The sequence below is a fragment of the Paenibacillus sp. FSL M8-0212 genome (genome assembly GCF_038004645.1).
GTDB lineage: Bacteria > Bacillota > Bacilli > Paenibacillales > Paenibacillaceae > Paenibacillus.
Map to the genome: position 1 here is coordinate 6,490,196 of NZ_JBBORP010000001.1, position 24,078 is coordinate 6,514,273.

The 24,078-nt window shown below is 45.4% G+C and carries 19 protein-coding genes; 3 read left to right on the plus strand and 16 right to left on the minus strand.

Going from position 1 to position 24,078, the window contains the following annotated elements; translation table 11 throughout:
• Nucleotides 1-4: 4 nt before the first annotated feature.
• From MKX68_RS28210 to MKX68_RS28240, 7 genes are all read right to left on the minus strand, one after another.
• The gene (locus MKX68_RS28210) at nucleotides 5-1,969 is read right to left on the minus strand and encodes an ABC transporter ATP-binding protein/permease (protein WP_340915119.1); all 1,965 of its coding nucleotides are present in this window, start codon (nucleotides 1,967-1,969) and stop codon (nucleotides 5-7) included.
• 438 nt (nucleotides 1,970-2,407) lie between these two features.
• Nucleotides 2,408-4,339 (minus strand): S-layer homology domain-containing protein, encoded by a 1,932-nt coding sequence (locus MKX68_RS28215; RefSeq protein ID WP_340915121.1) that lies wholly within the window; start codon nucleotides 4,337-4,339, stop codon nucleotides 2,408-2,410.
• Between the two features lie 80 nt (nucleotides 4,340-4,419).
• Complete coding sequence (locus MKX68_RS28220; protein WP_340915123.1) at nucleotides 4,420-5,445, minus strand: dockerin type I repeat-containing protein; 1,026 nt, start codon at nucleotides 5,443-5,445, stop codon at nucleotides 4,420-4,422.
• A 192-nt stretch (nucleotides 5,446-5,637) separates the two neighbouring features.
• Nucleotides 5,638-6,930, minus strand: a complete 1,293-nt coding sequence (locus MKX68_RS28225; protein WP_340915125.1) for an amidohydrolase — start codon at nucleotides 6,928-6,930, stop codon at nucleotides 5,638-5,640.
• Between the two features lie 78 nt (nucleotides 6,931-7,008).
• Complete coding sequence (locus MKX68_RS28230) at nucleotides 7,009-7,302, minus strand: hypothetical protein (RefSeq protein WP_338594273.1); 294 nt, start codon at nucleotides 7,300-7,302, stop codon at nucleotides 7,009-7,011.
• 74 nt (nucleotides 7,303-7,376) lie between these two features.
• The gene (locus MKX68_RS28235) at nucleotides 7,377-8,474 is read right to left on the minus strand and encodes a saccharopine dehydrogenase family protein (RefSeq protein WP_338594271.1); all 1,098 of its coding nucleotides are present in this window, start codon (nucleotides 8,472-8,474) and stop codon (nucleotides 7,377-7,379) included.
• A complete protein-coding gene (locus tag MKX68_RS28240; protein ID WP_340915127.1) occupies nucleotides 8,458-9,165 on the minus strand; it encodes a class I SAM-dependent methyltransferase in 708 nt (235 codons plus the stop codon). Before MKX68_RS28240 ends, MKX68_RS28235 begins: the two co-directional genes overlap by 17 nt.
• A 129-nt stretch (nucleotides 9,166-9,294) precedes the next feature.
• Here MKX68_RS28240 and MKX68_RS28245 point away from each other — a divergent pair, with 129 nt between their 5' ends.
• Entirely contained in the window at nucleotides 9,295-10,404 is a 1,110-nt protein-coding gene (locus MKX68_RS28245; RefSeq protein ID WP_340915128.1) for a helix-turn-helix transcriptional regulator, read from the plus strand.
• A gap of 239 nt (nucleotides 10,405-10,643) precedes the next feature.
• Here the strand turns inward: MKX68_RS28245 and MKX68_RS28250 are convergent, their stop codons facing one another.
• From MKX68_RS28250 to MKX68_RS28275, 6 genes are all read right to left on the minus strand, one after another.
• Nucleotides 10,644-11,657, minus strand: coding sequence for a FecCD family ABC transporter permease (locus MKX68_RS28250; protein WP_340915130.1), 1,014 nt, complete (start codon nucleotides 11,655-11,657; stop codon nucleotides 10,644-10,646).
• Nucleotides 11,654-12,679, minus strand: coding sequence for a FecCD family ABC transporter permease (locus tag MKX68_RS28255; RefSeq protein ID WP_091031293.1), 1,026 nt, complete (start codon nucleotides 12,677-12,679; stop codon nucleotides 11,654-11,656). The genes MKX68_RS28250 and MKX68_RS28255 overlap by 4 nt, the downstream gene beginning before the upstream one ends.
• Nucleotides 12,680-12,796: 117 nt before the next feature.
• Nucleotides 12,797-14,764, minus strand: a complete 1,968-nt coding sequence (locus MKX68_RS28260; protein ID WP_340915134.1) for an AraC family transcriptional regulator — start codon at nucleotides 14,762-14,764, stop codon at nucleotides 12,797-12,799.
• A gap of 288 nt (nucleotides 14,765-15,052) precedes the next feature.
• Nucleotides 15,053-15,940: a membrane protein insertase YidC gene (gene yidC, locus MKX68_RS28265; protein ID WP_340915136.1), complete on the minus strand. Its 888-nt coding sequence runs from the start codon at nucleotides 15,938-15,940 to the stop codon at nucleotides 15,053-15,055.
• Nucleotides 15,877-16,227 carry a hypothetical protein gene (locus MKX68_RS28270; RefSeq protein ID WP_256704410.1) on the minus strand — a complete coding sequence of 117 codons (351 nt, stop codon included), beginning with the start codon at nucleotides 16,225-16,227 and terminating at the stop codon, nucleotides 15,877-15,879. Before MKX68_RS28270 ends, yidC begins: the two co-directional genes overlap by 64 nt.
• A 92-nt stretch (nucleotides 16,228-16,319) precedes the next feature.
• Nucleotides 16,320-17,939 carry a DUF4153 domain-containing protein gene (locus tag MKX68_RS28275; protein WP_340915139.1) on the minus strand — a complete coding sequence of 540 codons (1,620 nt, stop codon included), beginning with the start codon at nucleotides 17,937-17,939 and terminating at the stop codon, nucleotides 16,320-16,322.
• A gap of 134 nt (nucleotides 17,940-18,073) precedes the next feature.
• Here MKX68_RS28275 and MKX68_RS28280 point away from each other — a divergent pair, with 134 nt between their 5' ends.
• Nucleotides 18,074-19,885, plus strand: coding sequence for an ABC transporter substrate-binding protein (locus tag MKX68_RS28280; protein ID WP_340915141.1), 1,812 nt, complete (start codon nucleotides 18,074-18,076; stop codon nucleotides 19,883-19,885).
• 43 nt (nucleotides 19,886-19,928) lie between these two features.
• Here MKX68_RS28280 and MKX68_RS28285 read toward each other — a convergent pair whose 3' ends face one another.
• Together MKX68_RS28285 and MKX68_RS28290 are read right to left on the minus strand one after the other, a co-directional pair.
• On the minus strand, nucleotides 19,929-21,266 hold the full coding sequence (locus MKX68_RS28285; protein ID WP_340915143.1) for an FtsW/RodA/SpoVE family cell cycle protein: 1,338 nt from the start codon (nucleotides 21,264-21,266) through the stop codon (nucleotides 19,929-19,931).
• Nucleotides 21,263-21,598 carry a PadR family transcriptional regulator gene (locus tag MKX68_RS28290; RefSeq protein WP_253434636.1) on the minus strand — a complete coding sequence of 112 codons (336 nt, stop codon included), beginning with the start codon at nucleotides 21,596-21,598 and terminating at the stop codon, nucleotides 21,263-21,265. Before MKX68_RS28290 ends, MKX68_RS28285 begins: the two co-directional genes overlap by 4 nt.
• Before the next feature lie 224 nt (nucleotides 21,599-21,822).
• Between MKX68_RS28290 and MKX68_RS28295 the strand changes: the two genes are divergently transcribed.
• Entirely contained in the window at nucleotides 21,823-22,407 is a 585-nt protein-coding gene (locus MKX68_RS28295; RefSeq protein WP_338594257.1) for an AAA family ATPase, read from the plus strand.
• 601 nt (nucleotides 22,408-23,008) lie between these two features.
• Here the strand turns inward: MKX68_RS28295 and MKX68_RS28300 are convergent.
• On the minus strand, nucleotides 23,009-23,974 hold the full coding sequence (locus MKX68_RS28300) for a sugar phosphate isomerase/epimerase family protein (protein ID WP_338594255.1): 966 nt from the start codon (nucleotides 23,972-23,974) through the stop codon (nucleotides 23,009-23,011).
• Nucleotides 23,975-24,078 lie beyond the last annotated feature (104 nt).

Genomic DNA, 24,078 nt, shown 5'->3' on the forward strand with positions numbered 1-24,078 from the left:
ATATTTATTCGTATCGCAACGATTCCATCGGGTCCAGCTTCGCCGCTTTTGATGATGGCATCAAACCGGCCACGATACTAATTCCTGTACTTACCACAATACCAAACAAGATATAATATCCCGAGAGATTAATGAGTTTTGCTCCAAACGCATGATCCAGTAGAATATTCAATACATAACTAATGATCACTGCAAAGACCACCGCAATAATACCACTAAATACGCCTAATAAGGCAGATTCGGAGAAGAATATTCGCTTGATATCTTTCTTTCTAGCTCCAATGGCCCGAAGAATGCCGATCTCTTTTGTCCGTTCCACGACACTAATATAGAGTACAACCAATATCATAATACCAGATACGATCAACGAAATGCCTGCAATACCCGCGAGCACAATGGAAGCCATACTTACATATGTCGTGATATTCTCCATAACTTTGGCCATCTGGGAGCCTGCGAAGCCAGCATCAACAGCAGCTTCATTGATATCATTTACATATTTCATATCGGTTGCATAGGCGTTAACCTGAATCGGTCCGATTGTTATTCCTTTGTCCGTATACATTTGCTCTAGCGTCCCTGATGAAATGTATCCCGGGGATTGTTGCATTGGAGATCGTTGATCTGCGGCTTCATAGATACCTGAGATCGTTACTTCTTTCTCCAAAGTTACCGGTTTATTATTGCCATCCATCTCGTTGATATATAGAAACACAGACTTGCCGATCATGGTTTCAGCTTGATCATTTCCACTTAATTGTTTCGCCGTATCGAGGGGTAACAACATCTCATTTTCTACCGGCAGAACACCCGTTGTTATCAATGCTGGATCAAAAGCATCCGTTAACGTTGTTAATTGCGTGAGTCCCACACTTTGTTTTTCATTCACCATAGTCGATTGGCCTGTAATGGTCGTAATTGTCTCTACGTGATCTACATTAGGGAAATTTCGGATCGTCTCGATATCAGCTTCGGTGAACGGTTCACCCGCAGCCATCAAAGCCTCGGGGCCTTGCATATCCTTGGCTTCTTCACTCGGCTTTGTTATATCCACGAGCAAAGGGTCCATACTTGAATTGATTTCGTCATTCATATAAGTCGTTATACCATTCCCCAAGGAGAGCATCAGGAGTACACTTAATATACCAATAGATCCTCCCAATGCTACCAATACATTACGTTTGCCGTTAAGTTTCATATTTTTGAGTGCCATCTTGAATGAAGCAAGCAGGCTTAGGCTGCGGGAAGAATCCTGACCACTCTCGTAAACAGCCATAGAAGGATCTTTCAGGTGAATATCGTCACTAATGCGGCCCTCTTCAACCTTCACGATACGTGTACCCGAGTCAGCGACTTTCTGCGAGTGAGTTACGGCAATCACCAGCATTCCCTTTTTGGCTATACTGTCGAGCAGAGTGAGGATTTGATCTCCGTTTTCCTTATCCAGAGCCCCGGTTGGTTCATCCGCCAAAATAATATCGGGATTGTTGGACAACGCACGTGCGATGGAAACCCGTTGCTTCTGTCCCCCGGATAATTGGTTGGGACGTTTGTTCAGATGATCTTTCAGTCCAACCTCTGTCAAAATATCAACGGCACGTTGGTTCCGATCCTTCTCGTTTGTATCCGTCATTTGCATTGCAATCGTCACATTTTCTAGGACTGACAAATGCGGGATCAGATTGAAATTTTGAAAGACAAAGCCGATATTATTCTTCCGATAATCATCCATTTCCTTCTCTGTCATGGCACTTAAGTTCTTGCCACGAACAACGACGTCCCCTTCATAATCGGAGTCCATGCCACCGATGATATTCATCAGTGTCGACTTACCGCAGCCAGATTCGCCAAGGATGGAGACAAATTCCCCTGTCTCAAAACTCAGGTTCAAACCGTGGAGTACGGGAACTTTTTCTTTTCCATATAAGGTGTATGATTTCTTCACATTTTTAACTTCTAGTATTTTCATATGGATCTCTTCCTCTCCTGATCATGCACAATATCTATCTATTTGATGTTCATATCGTAACAAATCAGTATGAACTGATAATGAACTGGACCATTGCATCTATAAGAGGTTCGAGAAAAACGATATGCAAAAAAAACACCTACAGCTTGCTTGAAATAAATCATTTCAAGTAAGTGTAGGTGCAAAACAACCCGAATCCTTAGATATAAGGACTCGGGTTGTCTTATTTCGATACTGCATTTGATAATATAAGTTAAACTAATCATTTACACATAACGGAGAGGACAGAAAAAACCTGAAAAAGCGAAGCGTTCGCCTTTATCCCCGGATTTTCCCCTTTGGAAAAGGGAATCAAAAAATCTGGGGATAACAGCGATTGGAAGGTTATTCTGTCATCGTAGTGTCAGTGTAAATAATCTTTAGTTCAACTTATAAAGTTTAGATTAATCCGGCTTTTGCCAGCAGCCTTTTCACAATGGCCGCAGATTGTGCACGACTAATGTCTGCATCTGACATCAGTTTGCCATCCGCACCTTGTACCAGCTCTTGTTTTATTGCCGATGCAACCGGCTCTGCTGCCCATGCTTGTACTTTAGCGCTATCGCTGTATGCGCTCAGCAGACTTGTTGTCTCAGAAGCATCGGCCTGTGCCAGACCGACCAGTTTCATCGCACGTGACACAATGGTCAGCGCTTCAGCACGAGTAATTTCGCTGTTCGGACGGAAGCTGTCGTCAGCATAACCTGAGATCAGGCCGTAGGATACAGCCGTCTGAACCTCATCCTCATACCAGCTGCCAGTCTTCACATCTGTGAACGATGCCGCTTCTGTACTGCGCGGTGCGTGCAGTCCCAAACCTCTTAACAGAACAGCCGTAAACTCTGCTCGTGTAATACTCCGGTCTGGCGCAAACACGTTCTCACCGGTACCTTGTACGATCAGACGGGATGCCAGATCCTGTACGTCATCACGACTCCAGTGACTTGTTACATCGCTGAATGTTGCCGGATGATAGATCAGGGCGTAAGTACTGTTCGTCAAGCTGTTAATAATAGCAGAATCTTGCACGTTACCTTTGATAACCTTGGTCGGTACATGCAGAAGGCTGCCATCTGGCTGAAGTACAACTCCTGTCGTGATCTTTGAACCATCGACACCCTCTGGCAATGTGATGGAGCGCTCTACATAAGAGTTGAAACGATCTACATTAACCTGCTGCCCATTCCAAATCGCTTTCACTTCAAAATCAACCGGAGCTGCGATCACTGTAGTGTTCTTCAGTTTGTCCGCTGCCGCCTGAATAGCTGTTTGTTTGGATGTAGCACTAGGCACAATAGCAATTTGGATTGTGATATCTTCCAATGGAACCGTGCTTCCGAATTGGTTCAGAATCTGATCTACCTGAATCTGATTAGCTGGGAGGGTGTATGTACCATTGTCCGTCTGAATGACAACTTCGGCATTACTTCCTTCCATCGTTTTGATCAGCTTGCCGTTCAGTTCACCAACGACCGCGCCCTTACCTGTACCTGTAATCGGCAGCAGAAGTGTTCTTAGTCCACTTCCAATCTGATTAATGACTTTGTCATTATCCACATGAACCGTGGTGGTAACCAGATTGTTTACCGTTGATGTGGTAGCCGTCGCAGATTGTTCCTGTTTCTGTCCGTTCACATAGATGTCTACGCCTTTGGTTACCGCCGGAGTAGATGGAACCGGGGTAACCACGGGTGTAGTAGGTGATACACTTCCTCCCGAAGAGGAACCTGGAGAACCCGAATTGCCACCACCTGAGTTTGCTGCTGTAATTGTGATTGTTCCACCGGATAATTCAGTGTAATTTTCATAATCTACGTTTGTGAAACTCCAGTGCTCTGCATCTTCCCGATTAACCGTGAGTTTTTTCGTTCCTGGAGCCGCATTATTTTTGGCTTTGACCTCAATATCAAACAGTTGCTGTTCCATAGGTACTGGATGTTCACCTGCAGTCAAATCAGCCCAGATGATCCGTACCCAGCCAGCTTCATTATCAATCTTATAATGAAAATTTGATTCATTGTTTTCTACTATGGATGGAAAATTGCCGCCGACATATTTAGGAGTGATACGAACGATCTCCAATACAGATGAGTCATAATCAATCTGCATATTATACGCGGTAACTGCGCTGTAATCGGGTTGTTTTAACGTAACTGGAACATGAACGCTTTGACCAGCTTGTACACTGACATCCGTAAACTGTACCCGCGAAGGTTCCATCGGCTCGGCTCCTGCTACACTCGGCAGTACAAGTGACGAGAGTAACGTCAGTGCGATCAGACCTGACATTGTTTTTCTGATTCTTGGACGTTTCTTTTTCGGTTGAAACATGTGATAACCTCCGTGTCTATATTCAGTAGATATATTGTATGGCGCACACCGTTGTTGTAGATAAGTGGAAAATAAAGGGATCACGCAGGCGGATCAACCATTTTCTCTCCAACAATAATTACTGACATGCCCCGTGGTTGTTCATTCGGATTAGACAGTTGTGTAATTTCGAGCACAAGGTATCTATTGACGTCACTGACTGAATTAATGGTGTAGTCCTTCGTTGTTGCTCCTTCAATTGGCACTCTATTCTCTCCTAAGGAATCTGTTGAGCGGTACCACTGATAAGAAGTTTCAATAATCTCATCTCCATCAACATCCAATGCTTCAAACGAACTGGTAATGGTTTCTCTGTATTTCATCACCCCAGTCAACTGAGCATTCAATGCATAAGGCGCATCATCCACTTGCTTGAATGTCAATACATAACGGTTATCCTTGGCACCAAGCTCTGTAACGGCATAGCCTTCCAGCAAAGCCTGAGAATCAGACCAAAAAACTTCACCGTCACGGTCGACATCCATCCGATTCATCTCAACAGCGGAATAGGAGCTACGGTTCAATTCGTTACGAAGATGTTTCAATAGCGCTGCTGCATCCGAGGAATTCACTTTGCCATCATTATTCACATCACCTTGTTTACTAATATAAAGTTCGAAATTATCCTTAACAGGTTCTCCAGATAAAGTATAATTGGCTTTCAATTCAATATTGACCTTACCCCTTGTATAGGGAATAACCACCAATTTATTTTCATTGTTTACGTATACGTGAGCCACACTATCATCATCTGAACTGGCGCCGACCGAATCGTATGTGTTCAGTGGGAACTGGGTATTTAAATCAATGATAACTGTCTTATCCAGTGCCTCGATTGGTGTATACGACACGAGAGAATGCTGATTGGAATCTTCCGATGAACGACTCAACCATCGAATATCCTCGTTGAGCACAGGTCGCGAAATCTTGATCTCCGGACCAATGGCTCCTGCGTTAGCCTGCGGGAGCGTTCCACCTATAGGCAATGCGATGCCCAATCCGAGCGCAGTCAACATGCTTTTTTTCAATATTGGCTTAAGCCGTTTTTTGTTTTGTTTCCCCTTCAATTCATGTTCCTCCTCGTGTACATCTCAAATTTGAACAACTACATGCTCAGTATAACGAGTCATTCTGAACCGATTCTGAACAGGACCATGGAACTATTCCCAGTATCAATTCGACAAAAAACGCCATGGAGTAAGCCTCCATAGCGTTTTGAACATAAATCATTTTCCAGTTTGGATCATATTCACCTAAAATTAAATTCCCTCAACAATCCTTTTGGCTCTAACCTTCACCTCGCGGTAAAGTTCATCCTCATCAATCGTCAGCAGTTTTCTGCCTCGCATGAGAATCTGACCATTCACTATCGTGGTGTCCACGTCCGCTCCATTTACGCTGTAAGCCAGTAACGATTCTACCTCATGTACCGGTTGAAGATGTGGTTTCGCCAGATCAATCAGGATCAGATCCGCTTTGTGCCCCACCTCAAGCATACCTACTTCATCCTGTAGACCAAGCAGACTAGCACTTCCACGTGTAGCCATGCTTAGTACATCCTTGGCTGGCAAGCGAGTGGGATCGCCATAGTCGAGCTTTTGCAGCCAGGTGGCAGCTTTGATCTCCTCGAACATATCTACGGTTGTGGCACTTCCCGCTCCATCCGTTCCGATGCCCACGTTAATTCCCTGGGCCAACATCTCGGTAATTGGTGCAATTCCACATCCCAGCTTCAGATTGCTGACCGGATTGTGTGCTACACCGCCGCGCATGCCCTTCAATCTGCCGATGTCCCTGCGATTGAGGTGTACACCGTGCGCAAGCAGTACATGTGCCTGTTCGAACGTCCCCGCCTCTTCCAGATACTCTGTCGGTGTCATACCATAGCGCTCACGAATCTTCACAACTTCTTCCTTTGTCTCAGCCAGATGAATATGCAGAGGAATATCCTCCGTGACAGCCAGAGCAATGACTTCACGAAGCGGCTCTAAAGGACATGTATAGGGTGAGTGGGGTCCATACATCGTTGTAATCCGCCCATCGGCCGCTCCAGACCAGCGTTGTACAAGATCGATCGCCTCCTGCAACCTGCGTCCCCCATCATCCTCCATGAATACCATCCCACGTGTAAGCGATGCCCGCATACCCGTTTGCTTAACCGCTTCTGCAATCTCATTCATATGGATATACATATCCGCAAACGCAGTGGTACCCGAACGGATCATCTCGGCGATGGATAACTTGGCCCCCCAATAGATGTCTTCAGGGTTCATCCTCGCTTCGGCAGGCAACATTTTGCGTTCGAGCCAGTCCATCAGCTTCAGATCATCCGAGAATCCCCGGAGCAGACTCATCGGTGTATGTTGGTGGGCATTAATCAGTCCTGGCATGGCGATCTTATTGCGTCCATCGATAATCTCATCTTGCGGTTGAGGCACAATGTGGTCAGCAATCTGTGTAATTCGATCACCCTCAACACGAATATCCCCCGTGAAGGGGGCATCGGCATCTTTCATCGTTAGGATCGTAGCTTGCTGAATCAGTATACTCATTACATTCACAGCTCCTCTGAATTGGTTGTGGTTCTTTCCATATTCGAGGGTAAGCCTTCACGTAACGGCAAGGTCAAGTCATTTTAATTTGTGAATCGTCATCTTTCTGAAACTTTGTATAAAGGGTTTGGGGTCGATTTCGACCATATATGGATATACTCCTGTGCTTGTGTGCAGATAGAAAAATCCACCTTCATCACCCATACGGCGAAAAGACATGTCAAACACTTCCGTAATGTTGAACTCGCGGTATTTGGTTACGATTTTATCTGAATACAGAATCATGGAACGGGCATTCATCTCAATCTCTTGGGCGAGACCCGTCACTTCTCTCTGTACTTTGTAATAAGGTAATACAGCAACGCAGTTCATGATCTCCCTCCATTCATGCCGTGATTATTGTTACATCATAGCAGATCGGAGGGCACCAACAAAAGAATATGAAATTAGGTGATCTTCGTCGTCACCTTCAATGGTGTATGAAGTGCATCCTGAATGTCCTGCAAAGAAAGAACCTGTTCAATATGAAATACACCATGTGGCAATGCTGTTTTGTACACACGTTCTGCTACGGCTGCAGCTACCGCTGCTGTTGCATCTGCTTCCTTAGCGCCGACCAGTAGTTGTTCGACGCGGATTTGTTCACCATTTTCCCATCCTACGGCATCAACCTTGACCGCATACATTGGCTCTCCTCCGGGAATAAGACCAAATGCCTTAACCGTTCCATTCCGAATAGACGGGATACGCAGCAACGAGAACAACCCTGCACGTTTGGAGATTGCCATGGATCTTGTGATCCAGCGGGAGTCCAGACAGAGTCTGGTAGATACGGTTGGAATACGTAACGTTCGAGCAACCACATGCTGATCCGAAAAGTTAAATCGATACGCCTTCCGCTGCCCCAGTTTTGCTCCAAAATCAATTAATTTGCCATCTCCGAAACTTTGGACCTCAGCAGGTTTGCCCTTTTGCATCACTTGGTAGGTGGCATTCATCTGATCAACGGTCCACTCCACGGCAGCTTTCCCATGTTTCTCGCCAAGTCCCAGCATCACGGTAATATCCGCTTCTTCCACCTGATCCATATGCATGGTTGCTTCACGTACAAGCAGATTAGTCACTCCCGGTGATAGTCCGACGCTGAGGATCGCGGTTGATTTGGAACGTTGCATTTTGGTGTGCAGCTGTTCAACCTGAGCGAGAAAATCATATTTTGCAGAAATATCAATATAGTCGATTCCGGCTTGTGCACAGGCTTCAACAAACCGGGGATCGCTCTGGTCAACACACATGATAACCAGCTTCACAGGCCTTAACATGGATGGTTCTACAGGTCGTGTTACATCCAGTTGAAGCGGTAGTACAGCTCCACCTGTAGACCTGCTGAATTCTTCCGCACGGTTCATGCGTGTACCCGCAGCCCATACTTTACCCGGGAACAATTTCCCCAGTTGAGTACATATCATCTGCCCCACTTGACCATAACCACCAACCACCCAGATCTGATCTTTCATAGGTTTCACGTTAGTTTCGAATTGCATAATACCCCTCCACCCAGAACGCCCCGAAGTAACGTGTAATATGTGAGAAACCGCATTCGGTCAGTAGCTGAGTCATCTCTTCAGAGCATATGGGATCGGATTCACGACCCAGGGAAGCAGCAAAACGCTCCCACTCTTCAGGAAGAACACCTGCACTCAACATGTGATCCTTCCAAGCTTGCATCATCACTGGATATGCAGGTGAATCAAGATCGGCATTTACAGCCGCAATGATCAGTGGTGCACCCGGTTTAAGTCTCGCTGCGAGGCTGGTCAGAAACGTTCTCTTGGCCTCCATCCCCTGAAGGAAATGTAACATGAGCATGCTTGTCGCCCCATCATATACGATATCCTCCGGCAATTCTTCAACCGTGACAGGTTGCAACTTCACTCTGGAACCGATGCCTTCTTCCTCGACTCGTTTCTCAGCAAGTTGCAGCATAGGCTGTGATGGATCTACTCCAGTCAATGTCCAACCGGCATGACGTGATCCGAGCAGAGCAATCTCTTTTCCCCCTCCCGCTCCGGCAACAAGGATATGAATATCGTTGTTATTTGCAAAAGATGCTGAAAGCAGCCGTTCCATTAGATCATGCATATGAGAATAACCCGGAATTTTCAGGGCTATCGATTGTTCGTAACGATGAACATCTGCCGTTTCCCAGCTCATCGGTGATGGATTGTGATTCATGGACACCGCACTCCTCTTGAATTGAAGTTAGACTTGACTCGTTGTTCGTCTAATTTCATTATAGAAGGATACGGCGAGCCTACAATCCCAGAACACTGGGATATGCGCTTAGCGAGAGGAGATATCTTGTTGACATCACGTATTGATCGGAACCATAGACTTATCACTTCTCTTGAAAAAGGAACCTGGACCTCACGTACCTATCGGGAAGCTGTTCTCAAGCAGATCCATACGGTTGTACCTTACGACGCATACTGCTTTACCACCGTTGATCCTCTGACTCTTCTCTCCACAGGAGCTGTGACAGAAGATGGCATTGAGGCCATTCATGATCGGTTATTCATTAATGAATACATGGAAGAAGATATACATAAATACGCTGAATTAATTCGCAGCGGTGAGCATACAGCTACACTTCATACGTCCATGAACTCACAGCTTGCACTAAGCCCACGTTATATCAACATTCTTCAGCCAGCGGGGTTTGGTGATGAATTGCGTGCTGTATTGGTCAGTGGAGACGCTTGTTGGGGATACCTGACGCTGTACCGCAAGACTGAAAGTACTGTCTTTACAGAGGAGGAGCGGTTGATGATTCAGTCCTGGACCGCTTCTATTGCATTGATGCTGCGGTCCACAAGTCTGACACTTGTGGATGAGATCACGAGTGGCAGTCCCGAGGAACCCGGAATTTTGATCACCTCGGACACGTTCCAGCTCTTATCGCTGAACGCCCCAGCTCAATATTGGCTGTCCCAATTACGCACGCTGGAACATGTAGGGCCGGATGTTCTGCCCCGTCCGGTACGTGCAGTGAGTTCCCACTTGCAGCGCAAGAATCGGGCAGAACTGGTCGAGGGTATTCAGATTGCAACCGACTCACCCTCCAAAGTTTGCATCCAACTTCCGGATGGGCGTTACCTCATACTTCATGCCAGTCTCATGCAACAGCTTACGGGACCGGATCAGATTGCTATCCGTTTGGAGCAGGCGATGCCACAGGATTTGCTGCCCTTGCTCGCCGAAAGCCACGGATTATCCAGTCGAGAGCGGGAACTGCTCGGATATGTGCTCCGCAGTTATTCGTCCAAGGAAATTGCTGCTGCGATGCATATTTCTGTATACACGGTTCAGGATCATTTAAAATCCATTTTCGCCAAAACCAAGGTATCCTCACGTCGCGAGCTCATCTGGTATTTCGTTTCCCGTTTTCAGCTGTCGGAAGAGCCTGCCATATAAATCCTGAGTAATTTCCCAGTAATCCACTTGACTATCAAATGAGAAAAAATCAAAAGATGCCAATACGATTTCCTCGTAATGGCATCTTTTTCTATATGCTATTGATTAAGAATCATAACGGTAACACAGGGTAACTTCGATGTTTGAACTTTTGATATCGTTCATTCTGCTTTAAAATGCAGCGCACAGTCCTGCCAAGCCGTTTTCCACAAAAAATTCTGACTATATCATTAATTGTGTTATTTGGCTTTTGCTAGTAAATAAAGAAAATACGGAACACTAATGACTGTAATTACGATTCCTGTCGGCACATCTCCTACCAGGCTAACGGTGCGCGTAATCGTGTCAGCCACCACCACGACTAGACCCCCGGCCAAGCTGGCAGCCGGAATGAGTAATTTGTGATCGGGACCGACCAGTTTTCTGGCCATATGCGGAGCGATCAAGCCAACAAAAAAGAAGCTTCCCCCCACAGCTACACTGCCAGAGGATAAAGCAACAGCAGCGATTGACAACCCCAAGAACTGCCGCTTCACGGAAACACCAAGCCCCTGTGCTGTCTGATTGCCCAGATGGAGGGAATTCAGTATGCGAGCCTTGTAAAAAATATAGCCGAGTAAGATCAAGACCCATGGTGTCAGTATGGAAATATAGCCCCAATCATCGCCCCATAGGCTCCCCGCGAGCCAATACAGCATGAAGTTCATCTGCGAATCATCCAGCTTGAGTGTCAAGAAGGTCGTCAGCGCCCCATACCCGCTTCCTAGCGCGACCCCGGTCAAGATTAAACCGATTGGTGAGATATCTCGTCCGCGGCGATACGATAATAAGAAGATCAATCCCGCCGCCAATAGTCCGCCAACAAAAGCCAACAGAGGCAGAGCAATGAAGGAACTCTTCCCTGTTGGTGCAATGAATACAACAAAGAACAGGACAAACAAGCCCGATCCCGAACTAATTCCCAGTGTTCCCGGACTAGCCATGTCATTGCGCAGCAAACTCTGCATCACGACCCCCGCCGCTCCCATTCCCAGACCTACCAAGATCGAAAGGACAATTCGTGGCAAACGAAAATCAAACACAATCAGATTTTGCCTATCGGTACCGTTTCCCACGAGAACGTTCAGCACTTCTAGCGGTGAAAGATTCATTTTGCCAGAATTCATGCTAATGATAGCAAACACAAGGATGAGCACCATAAGCACTACATTGATGATAATGCCTCGTTTCATCGTATAACGCCGCTTGGTCATTCGTATTCCCTCCTTTGTCTTCGAGCCAAGAAGAGAAAATACGGCACACCAATGATAGAAAATATAATGGCAATCGGCGTTTCGAACGGTTTATTGATCAAGCGTCCAGCCAAATCGGCCGATACGGTCAGCAACGCACCATATATTGCCGCTGCCGGAATAATGTATCGATAGTCGACACCTACCATATATCGCACAATATGCGGTGTAATCAGACCCACAAAACCGACCGGGCCAACCACAACAACAGCCAATCCAGTCAGCACGAGTACAATAATTGTCGACAAAATCTTGACCAGTCCGCTACGAATGCCGAGTCCACTTGCCACATCATCTCCCAAACTGAGCAATGTAACGGAAGGGGATAAGGCCAGTGCCAGCAGTATACCACCAACAAAGAGCGGTGAGATAATCAGCAATTCTCCCCATTTGACCCCCGCTGTACTACCCGCCGTCCAGAATGTTAATGCTCGGCCCAGGTTATAATTGATCGCCAAGTACTGACTGAGTGCGCCAAACAACATTGAAATAGATAGACCTGCCAGTACAAGCCGCTGTGGAGTCATTCCGCGATTGCCCAGTGACGCGGTAAAGTAAGTCATACCGGTGGCGATCGCTGCTCCCAGACAAGCGAACAACATCATCTGCCAATACGAATAACCCGGCAGAAAGGCCAGGCAAAGTGCAATTGCAAATGCTGCGCCAGAGCTAATCCCCATGAGCCCGGAGTCGGCCAGCGGATTGCGCGTTGTCCCCTGCATGATAGCGCCACATACCGCAAGGCTGCACCCAACGATCAGATCGGCTACGGTACGCGGAAGACGCATGGTTTGGATAATTTGATGTTCAGTGCGCATTGGATCAAATCGGAAAATAGCCTCCCATACCGTTGCTAACCTCATATCAGCAGCACCAAACATAATCGATGCCGCCGACATGAGAACCGTTAATCCAAGCCCTACTACCATGTACATGGTGAAGTTCATCGCCCCACGGCGTTTTTGTTCAGGCTTGCTTTTCATCTCGTTTCCCTTTCATCACTTATTGACAATCCAAACGAATATGGATATGAACGTCCATATATTCGATTGGTCATGTTTGAAAATTTGGAGTGTTCAATTAAAATTTCGTTCTAACTCTTATTTAGCTAATGCCAGCAATTGACTAACAATATAATCAATCAATGCACTGGAAGTCATTACGTCGGTGGACCAAGATAGCGAAGAATCCACCTTTACGATCCGATCATGTTGCACAGCAGGTATAGCATTCCACACAGCATTATCAGAAGCAACGTTTCCATCTCCTAAGAAGATCATATAATCCCCAGAGTAAGCAGGTAATACTTCCATGGAGACATCGCCCCAATATTTATCTGCGTCGATAATATCCGTTTGGACTTTTGAAGGTGCCTGCAATTGAAGTTCATCGTAAACAAGCTCGCCAACGGCATGCTTGGCTCCAGCTATGTAGTTACTTTTATCACTGAATTCTCCAACCGTAATCGTTACATCGGATAGGCCCGCATTCTGAAAAGCTAGCTTTGCTTCTTCAATTTTTCCGGTATAAGCATTCAAAACATCCTTAGCCTCTTCCTGTTTGTTCAAAACATCGCTAATAAATTGTATCCGCTCTTCTGTAGTCATATCACCATAGGGAACATAAATGGTCGGGGCAATTTTGGATAAATCATCATACGACTCATCGCTCCATGCCAAAATGATAAGATCAGGCTCAAGCGTCATGATATCTTCCGGCTCCATGACTACTTTTACGGAGTCTGTGATCTGGTTAGCATAAACAGGCTCTGTCTCTCCCCGTGCAGCTCTAGCCACACCTAAAGGAGTTACACCTAGGGCTACCACATCACCAACCAAATAATCGACTACAACTCGCTGAGGGTTGTTAGGTACCTCAACATCACCCTTAACTGTGGTTATCGTTCTGGTCTGCGAGACGGCTTCCGAAGCTTTTGTCTCCGACCCTTCCTGTTGTGTCGTCTGCTGTGTCTGTGCAGGTGTTGTATTCGCCGTTCCCCCATTATTCGCTGGCGTCCCTGACGTACATGCTGTCAATAAGAGCATCATGCTTATCGCCGCCGCCAAAATCATTTCTTTACTTCTTAATGATCCAAACATCGTTGATTCCCCATCTCTATAAGACTTGACTAGACTCGCTAGTTCCCTCTCATCGTAAGGGAGATGAGAATCATTATCAATACCATCAACCTGCATGGATAGTGCGTTTATTTTCCGATAATCACTTGGTGTCATCTTATAATGCTTCTTAAACATTCGGAACAGGTTTTTCTCATCTGTGAAACCAGCTCCAGATGCGATTTCTTTAACCGTCGCTTCTGTATGTTTCAAGTCATGACAGGCAGCTTCAATCCTCCTCTGAATGAGATACTCCTGTAAGTTTATCCCTTCCCTTTTTTTGAACAACCGCGTCAATTGTCCACCACTGATCCCAAACATATCGGCAATTTGTTGAAACATAATCGGCTCCCTGTAATGTTTATCGAGATATATCTTGGCAGAACAGGCTGGATCTGGCTGGAGATACCGAATCTCACCACCCTCCAAATCCCTATACACCTCATGAATCAATTGATATAGAAAACTTTTTGCCTGTAGCTGATCCATCGCTTTGCCACGTTTCCAGCCATTCATCATCCGTTGGAACCAATCGCGTAGCAAGATGGGATTACTTGGCGTATAACCAAACTGTTGAACAAATGGATTGACTTGCTCCAGTAATTGCTGCAGATGTTTCTTGAAAAAGAGAGGTGATTCTGCTCTATAGAAAACCATAAAGGTATTCACAATCTCCTCTTTAGGCGTAATACTGAGCAGGCTCCCCTTCCCACCGTGAACTAAGCCAAAACGTTCCATTGCAAATGTGGTTTCATTCAGTTGGATTTGCGCTTCTCCCCCATATGCATAGATAAACATGCTACTAGGCATTTTATATTGCTCCAACGGGTATTGTGACGCTACATTCTGAAAGCGTACATCTATTAATGTAATGATCGAACGTGTCCAGATACTGGCCATCATATCAATCATCTCCGGTGTAAATCCCTGTCTTGCTTCTTCCTCTTGCATCTATCCGCGCTCCTCGTTTCACTTTTTCCAATGTATACATCACTCAATAAATGATATTGATTATCAATATCATATCTGATCAGGTAAGTATATCATCATTAAGTGATATTGGGGAACAGGCAGTAGACGTTATGCTTTTCATCCGCTTTCGTAAAAAAAACTAAAAAGGAACACCTGAGAGTACAAAAAAAGCCTGATCCATATGGATCAGGCTTCTTCATTATGTTTTTCGTGTTCAACACTGTTCCGTAATCACCATGTTTCCGCAGCCAACCGGGACCAAGTTTATTAAGACTTTGCAGGTTTCCGAGAAGGTTTGGATGAGGTAGATTTTTTATTCTTTTTCTTACTCATTTCCACAACCACTGGCTCCTGTGGATGTTCCACCGGGTACATTTTACGGAATAATAACGTCTGTAGTACCAGGAATGAACCCCCAACCGTCCAGTAGAGCGGCATCGCTGCCGGAGCTGTAAGAGAAAAGAATGCCATCATCAATGGGGAGAGATATCCCATAATGGCGAACTGTTTTCGCTGCTCAGGCGCCATATTGGCTTGTGATACCTTGGCTTGAATCAGATATATGACCGCGACCACCACAGCGAGTACGTAGTCCGGCGCTCCCAGTTTGAACCACAGGAACGAGTGAGAGGACAACTCCGGTGTAAGTCGGATGGCTGTGTAAATACCTGAAAGTATAGGCAACTGGATGAGCATTGGCAAGCAACCAATATTCAGCGGATTGAACTTATGTTTCTTGTACAGCTCCATCGTTTCCTGAGACAGCTTTTGCTTATCAGCAGGGTCATTTTTGCCCTCATATTTTTTCTTGAGCGCATCCATCTCGGGTTTCATGGCGTTCATGATGACTCGTGTTCCCTGCTGGGACTTGGCTTGACGCATCATCAATGGCAATAGTGCTAGACGAATGACCAGCGTAATCACGATAATCGCGACCCCGTAGCTTCCGTTAAATATCGTGGCAATGTGCTGTATCAGATACGAGAGTGGAAATACAATGTAGTGATTAAAAAATCCCGGTGTCGATGAAGTAATCTCCGACACGTTGTTGCTGCATCCGGCAAGCAGCATGACTGCAAACAAAATGACAATCAGGCCATAGATCCGTCCCTTGCCCGAAGTAAAAGTGAATCCCTTGTTAGTCTTATGTTCCATATATATCCTCCTCGTTGATTTGTTGACCAATCGTTCAACGAGGAATGACAATCTGGTTCATCTTCATCGGGCGCTTCTCTTCGTCTAATCATGCGACTCCAGTCTTCCTGTCTATGCTGTCTGTCCAAACACAGGGCGGGAAGTACAGGTTCAAGTCCACCACCGGCGCCACCTTCCACCCAGTACTCCGTCATGCCACAGTGAAGATGGGCAATATAGGCATAACTGACGGTGAAGATGAGTCCAATCGAGAATAAATATGGTAATAACTCCTGCAGTTCAAACAAGGGATTCACCCCCTTTATAGGTTAGTTTTTATATTATAACACTTACATATTGTTTTTGCATAAATCCGTACGGGAAAACAAATACTCTTCAGCTATTCCGTTCTCAATTTGGACAACTCTTGCTCAGCTCGGTGTCTTGCCACGTTATAAGAAGGCCATGAGCGATCTGATGTATCCATATCCAGATATGCTTGACGTTCCAGCATTTCCCTCTTGAGATCCGGATACTCCTCATGAGCAAACTCTCGAAGTAACGGAACTGCATCTGCCGATAGACTCGCCAGATAGGTTCCATCAATATTGCCAGTCTGATGATAACGTTCAATATTCAGCTCGGCAATCCGTTTATCCATGCCCACATAGTTGACTGCAACATAAGCTGTGAGCGCCAGCACAATATACCAGCGAATCAGCGGTATTGACGTGTACCGTATACGAAGGCCAGCAATCAGCAACAGGAGTGCAAGGAAGATCATAAATGCGTGTACCAGGAAGCGGATGTACGTATATCCATATGCCTGCTCATAAAGATTTAGGCGCATAAACGCGGAATACAACATAATTGCTGAACAACTGACCAGAATCAGGAGCAATACCTGATGCACGATGGAACCCGCTTTGCGACTCGAACGGGTATACTGCAAAGCAACAATAAGAATAAAGAAGTTAATACCTGTGACGAGAATTAACTCTGCGAATCCACTTCTCGCATAGTCTGCGTAAGACAGATCTACCGGAAGATGCCCCTCTCCTGCACCAAACAGATACGAAAACTGTACAAGTACAAACAAAACGTACACACAGTTAATGACAACCAGCATCGTCCCTACAATGATGGGGTCCAATCTGAATGGTTCCCGCTGAACTGGAGTGCGTTCGGGCTCGGGTGTAATCTTATTTGTAACCTTACCTTCAGTGGCCGAGTCCACAGGAGAGAATATATAGGTGTGGTCACGCTTATCAACCGTGGATGCAGCTCCATTTTTCCAATGTGCGTTCTCTCTCTTCTCTGCCTCATATTGCATTGGCTGGACGAATCCCCATACATAACCGAACAGCAATACACCTGCGATGACAATCCAGATGATTCTCGGTATCCCTGGAGTAAAAGCCAGCTGATTCAGCCACTCCGGAAAACCGGCTAAATACTGATCAAAGACCCCGTCAGCAGAGGACAGTAATGCAACGACTACAATGAGGATAGGCAAGGACGCCACAAGACCAATGAGTACTTTAAAAACAACTGTTTTCTGTGATTTGCCGATGCCACGCCCTCCTGCTCTCACAGCAATGGCAGCAACCGTCCCCCAATGACGTATGGCTTGAGGCAGCAAGTGGTCAATAGCCGTACCAATCAAACCAATCTCCCACCACTGCTTCTGTTTTCTGCCCATCAGATACGTCATATGTAAGATAACTACGCCGGGTACAACCAGAAAATTAAGAACATACAGCAGTTCATTGTCGTATAACAGGAACGTTAGCGACAACAATAGCACTACAGCCGCCACAAAAGCATCAATGAACTTGAAAGACCTCATGCGGTCCCGTGCAAACAGATACATGAACACATAAAAGAGAATTACAAAGATAGGATACGATACGCCAATCTCATTACCATAGAATAAATACTGGTGAATGATCGCCAGCATCCATGCAGACAGTAGCGTGATTAGAGCGCGTTGCGGTGAAGCCATTATTTTATCAATCATGGGAAAAACCTCCATTAACCTTTCTATGCTATATTCTAGATGATAAAATAGGAATATAAATAGAAATTATAATCGACAAAACTTCTTATTTTAGAGGAATACGTCAGAGTTCACCTCCAGGAGGGAATCAACACTTGAAATTACATCAGCAATATCTGCTGTTGCATCGTCATTACGGTCACCATACAGAACATGAACTTACACTCGCCGATCTCGCTGAGTTGCTAAATTGTACACACCGCAATACGTTAACGATTGTCAAAAAGATGGTTGCCCTTGATTGGATTCGTTGGGTTTCCCAGCGTGGCCGTGGTCGGCGTTCTTCACTGACTTTGCTTGTTCCGGCTGATCAAATCGCCGCAGAATATATGATGCAGGCCATGAATCGCCGGGAGTTGCAGCAAGCTGCCGAGCAGGTGAGCGCATTCTCCAGTTCAACAATCATGCAGGATCATCTAAACCAGTGGTTGCTTGGATATTCAGGACATCATACGGAAGCCGGCACCAATAATGAGCAGATTGATACACTTCGGTTGCCCCTCCGCCAACAGCTTCATGCGCTTGATCCGCTTTACATTAATCTATTAGCTGAATCCTTTGTTACTAGCCATGTCTTTGACGGGTTGGTTCAGCGGGGTGAACAGGGAGAGATTCTCCCATGTCTCGCTCATACCTGGGATGTCAGTGCAGACCGAAAGACATGGATCTTTTATTTGCGGAAAGGTATTACTTTTCACGATGGTCAGTTGTTGACGTCCCATGATATTGTACATACGTTTGAACGGCTGCAATCTACAGATCGCCGGACACTGTACCGTGATGTAAGTAAACAGATTCTCTCTATTGAAACGGTCGATTCCTTAACCGTGTGTTTCCAGTTGAAAGGTCCTCATGAATTGTTTTTGTCCTTCCTGACAACAAGTCGTGCGGCGATTGTACCCTCACCAGGAACAAACGAACATAAGATAAAGCATTCGGGTGATCTGCCTGGGATGCAAAAACCTGTTGGGACGGGGCCGTTCAAGGTCACTGCCTGGGATGATCACTTGTGCAGACTTGAAGCCTTTTCCTCGTATTTTCAGGGTAGAGCACATATGGACCGGGTAGATATCCTGCAAATTCCGTGGAGTGCCTCGGCAAAAATGGACGATAGCCAAGATATCGAAACTCCGTTCTTTCATCTAGTTCATAATCCGTCTTTGTCTGCGGGTGCAGACTGGACACAGATTAGTGCAGGTGTGATGGTTCATAAATTACTCACGTGTAATACACAAAAAACCGGACCGTTAAACGATCCGGCAGTAAGAGCACACCTTCAGTTATGCCTTGCTGGAATGTATAGAGATGACGGACATGTAGATGACTCTGAGGTCGTCGCTCTTGACTCTGTTGCCGTGAATATCGGGATGGTTGAGCATGAGGGATTTAGAGATATTACTAAACGACTCACTTCGCCTAGTCCCATCTCCCTGCACATTGCAACCATTCCACAATATCGCAGGGATGCCCAACATCTGGCGTCCATACTGGAGCAGTGCGGTTTCTCTTGTACCGTCCGTACCGCTACAATGGAGCAGTTCAAAGGAAATCTGCGGCTGGAATCTGATCTGATTCTCTTCTCGCTCATTCGGGACAGGGACGAAGAACTGCGCAGGTATGATCTCTACTCCACGTTGTCTGAGCATTTGGAAGATTCTGCTCGCATAGCGATTCATAAGATTTTGCAAACCATCGTCGCCTCTCCCATCGCTGCGGATCGAACTCGTGAATTAGACCGCATTGAGCAATTTTTGGTCAGCCAGAACCTACTGTTCCATTTATCTGAAAAACCGGTAGAGACGGCTTATCTGCCTTCGGTACGTGGTCTATCTTTCAACAGCCAGGGCTGGGTGAACCTGCGTCATATCTGGTTTCCTTCTGACGCACGAGCACATCAGTCTGATTAAACATCGTATTATATGACTTATACCATCCGATCACGTATCTTTTTTATTTTGACATGGTCGTGATCGGCTCTCCCTGTTTGCTTCTCAATGAAATAGTATCTTTACGTCGATATACTCCAAGCAGTAAACCCACCATGGCGTATTCTAAGATCACATGAGAACCAAATCCAATAAAAGGGAAAGTAACGCTGACAATCGGAACCTTTCCGGTAGTCATCGCCAACGAGTAAAGCATTTGCAATGCAAACATGATTGTAATACTGAACACGATCATACGACCAAATTCATCGAGTACACGAGGTAGCATTTTCAACATACTAGTAAGAAACCATACGATTCCAAGCAACAGCAATATGCCTGCTAACCAACCAAATACATCAATAAGCATTACACCGGGATAGTCCATATAATATCCTGTAAAGTGGTCCAAAGACGTGTCAGAACCGTTTCCCCACCATCCGGCAGAATGAAGAATATTCATAATCGTTTGGTTATAGTAACCGTTTCCTAGCGGATCATTCTGGAGATCCAACACAACAGAGAGTCTCTCAAACCGCCTGTGTTCACCACTCAAAAACAACTGTATCATAGTGACACTCCCCGTAATTGCAGCACCCACAAACGTATAAAACCATTTTCGTGTAATCCAGGCAAACAAGATAATAGTTGCCGTTCCGAATGGAAACAATCGTACCCAATCTGAAGCCTGAAACAGGCTAAAAGACGGCAAAGCCACAAGAAGAATATACGTTGAGACAGATTGTACATCGCACTTAGTACGCAGCTTATCCATCATAATCGCACCTATGGCAAGGGGCAATACCCACATGGATATCGTCGTAAGATCAATTGTTAACCCAAATATGCTCCAGAACCGTTGTACACCATAATCAACCGGTGATACCAGCGGATTAATCCACAACATACCACTTAACAAAATATAGATCCACCAGGCAGATTTTTTCCATTTTTGATAATCAAAATACATCAAAAACACCATCAGCACTAAACCAATAATAGTGTAGAGCAAATGACTTTTATACAAAAACTGAAACTTTTCAACTGAGATATTTGTCGTATAAATCCATGTCAGCAGCAGGCTCATGATTAGCAAACAGGCAAGTCCCGTTAGCAACCCCCAATGCATGCGATGGTGATGCAAGCGGTGCATGCTTTTGCCCACTACTGAAGGATCACCCATCTGTTCAATGGCATATGTAATTGCTTCTTCCTCTGTATAACCTTCTTGTTCTTTGTCCAAAATCATCTCTTCCATGTGGTTTCCCAACTCATCACGCAGGTCGTTATGTACTTCGCGAGCTTTAACCTGAACACACATGTGATCAAGGTACTGCTGAATTCGCTCATGTCGATTTGTCATGTCAGGCCTCCTTCCCCAAGCACCCGATCCACAGCTCTACGGAACAAATTCCACTCTGCTTTTTTACTTTCTAAGGCCTCCATCCCCTTGTCTCGAATCGAATAATATTTACGTTTACGGCCTTCAACCTCCATCCAGTACGACTCTACCCAACCTTCAATCTCCATAGCATGCAAAATAGGATATAACGTGCCCTCTTTCAGATTAAACACACCCTCAGATTGACGATGTAGTTCCTTAATTAATTCATAACCGTACAACGGTCGTTCCTGAAGCAAGGTCAGAATCAATGTCTCGGTACTGCCTTTAATCATTTGTTTGTTAACCTGCAACGCGCTCACTCCTTCCTTTTCATATACATCGGAAACCTATGCATAGAACAACTAGGTATGATATTACCTTATCCTTCCTTTTCTGTCTAGCCAACAAGCTTCTTTATTTATGTTAAAATAAACAAGTCCTTTCATTCATGAACTCTAATGATGAATCTATATATTCGTGTATTTTTTAATTACAGATACTATTTTTTCAATACAATTAAGGAGGCATTACATTCATGAGCAAACTAATTTTCTTTCTCGGCGGGGCCGGAAGTGGCAAGACCACACTTGCCAAAACCCTTTCCCGTAAACATAAAGCTGCTTTCTTCGATATGGATATTCTGCTTCGTCCTGCGGCTGAGGCAATCATGACCCTTCAGGGACTTGACCCATCTGACCGAGATTCGCCTGAATACAAAAGGTTGTGCCGTGATCTTGGGTACCGCATTACGATGGATGCTGCTCTGGATAACGTTCAGTTGGGTATCGATACAATCGTTGTGGGGCCATTTACCAAGGAAATCGGTACCTCTGACTGGATCGAGCAGGAACTCGCACGGATTGGACGTTCTCTGAAAGATACGGATGTGCGGGTTGCCTATATTTATCTTGAGAATGAAGCATTGTATCACAAACGGATCACAGCGAGACAATCCCCACTAGATGAATGGAAGTTAGCCAACTGGAATGCCTTCACAGCTTCTCTCGTCCGTAAAGAAATAGCCTGGCCCCTCCCTGCTTCATCCGTCGCTTATATTGATAATTCCAGTGATGATCCTGCGATTGCCTATGCTGAACTTGAACGACGGATGTACGAGTAAAAAGAATCACAGGCCCAATCTTACCTTGGTGATAGGTAGAATAAACGCTTCTCTCTCCAAATTCTGACTCACTTCGAACACTCTAACGAATCTTAGGCACCTTATTAATTGGTTTAGACTAACATGAAAATTCTAACGAACCTCAGTAATGTTAAACTGGAGCAGACAAGTGAAAATGGGCAAAAATGGGCTATACACGAAGTGATAAGGTGTCTCAGATTCCTTACGATTTCAATCAGACCCATATGCTTGGAATAAGGTGCGTCAGGTTCGTTAGTTTTCCAAAGAGTGCCTAGCGATGAAGCCAATTGTGCGCCAAAATGCTTTTGAATGCTATTCAAATGTGATCTGAATGAAAGCTGTACACCGATCACATATACACATATCTAACAAAATCAAAAAAGGGATCCGTCTCACCAAGCCTAGCAGGCCGATGAAACCGATCCCTTTTTCCATTAAACATCCCCGCACAACACAGAGAATAGACGATACCTTCTACTCCAATTAGACGTCAGATATCTGCCGAGAAGAATACTTCACATTCCTCCGTCACCCTACCATTCACCTATCCATGCACTTAGCATAAAATAGACCAATCTGCCTATCCGCGCTGACGCGCAGCATGACGTTCAGCAATACGGGCCGTGATTATTCCGTGACTCTCATCGATCTCGTCCGGTGTACACGCGGCTTTTAACTCATATACTTTCACCGGAGAACGGTCGATAATATCCAAAAATGAATCAAAAAAGGTCATGTCTTTACTATGGATGTATGGACACCAATGATCTGCCAACCCTACGGTTTCATGAATATGCACGCCAACCACGTGATCAATCAACGCGTTAGCCTCACGTACATTATCGTACAGCCCCATTCGATCCATCATCATACCGTGACCAATATCGTACCAAAGACCAAGCGGCGCGCCCTTCATTTGTCCAATAATCGTTCCTGCTTCGTGCAAAGTCGGCATCTGATAACAGCGTGAACGGGTCTCAATACCGAAATTCACCCCGTATCCTCGCTGCTCAGACAAGTCACATACCTTTTCCAGACTCTCCTGAATCCGGCTCAGGTAATGTGCGCTGCCATCTTCCCGCTTCTCCAACATCTCTTGCCATAAAGATTGATATGCCGATGAATCCGGTCCTTGATCGTGGTATATCTTTTTCAACGCTTCATCTATATTGTATTCAAACGGAACCTCACCCGGATGTACAACAACAGCCTTGGCCCCATAACGATGTGCGTACTCGGCTGAGCGAAGTAACAGTTCAATCGCCCGCTTGCGGCGCGGTTCATCATCGAATCCGAGCAGGACGGAATCCGTCCCGTAATCTGGATCAGCCACATGCGGGAATGTATTATGCACACTGGATACACCGATCTCTCCCCGTTCAATCATCGGTTCTATCGTCTGCAGCATCTCTTCCGTAACGTTGTAATTCAATTCCACCTGTCTGAACCCAAGAGACTTGATTTCTTCAATCATGCCTTGTCCGGTCGTATGACGTTTGATATTCCAACATGTTGAAAACGAATATTCCTGTTTGTCCGTATACATGATTGGTCCTCCTGTCTATCATTCTATCGCCCATTCATATTCCATTTATCTCTATCTATATAAGTTGAACGAATAAACTTTACACTAGATCACTCCAATTGCAG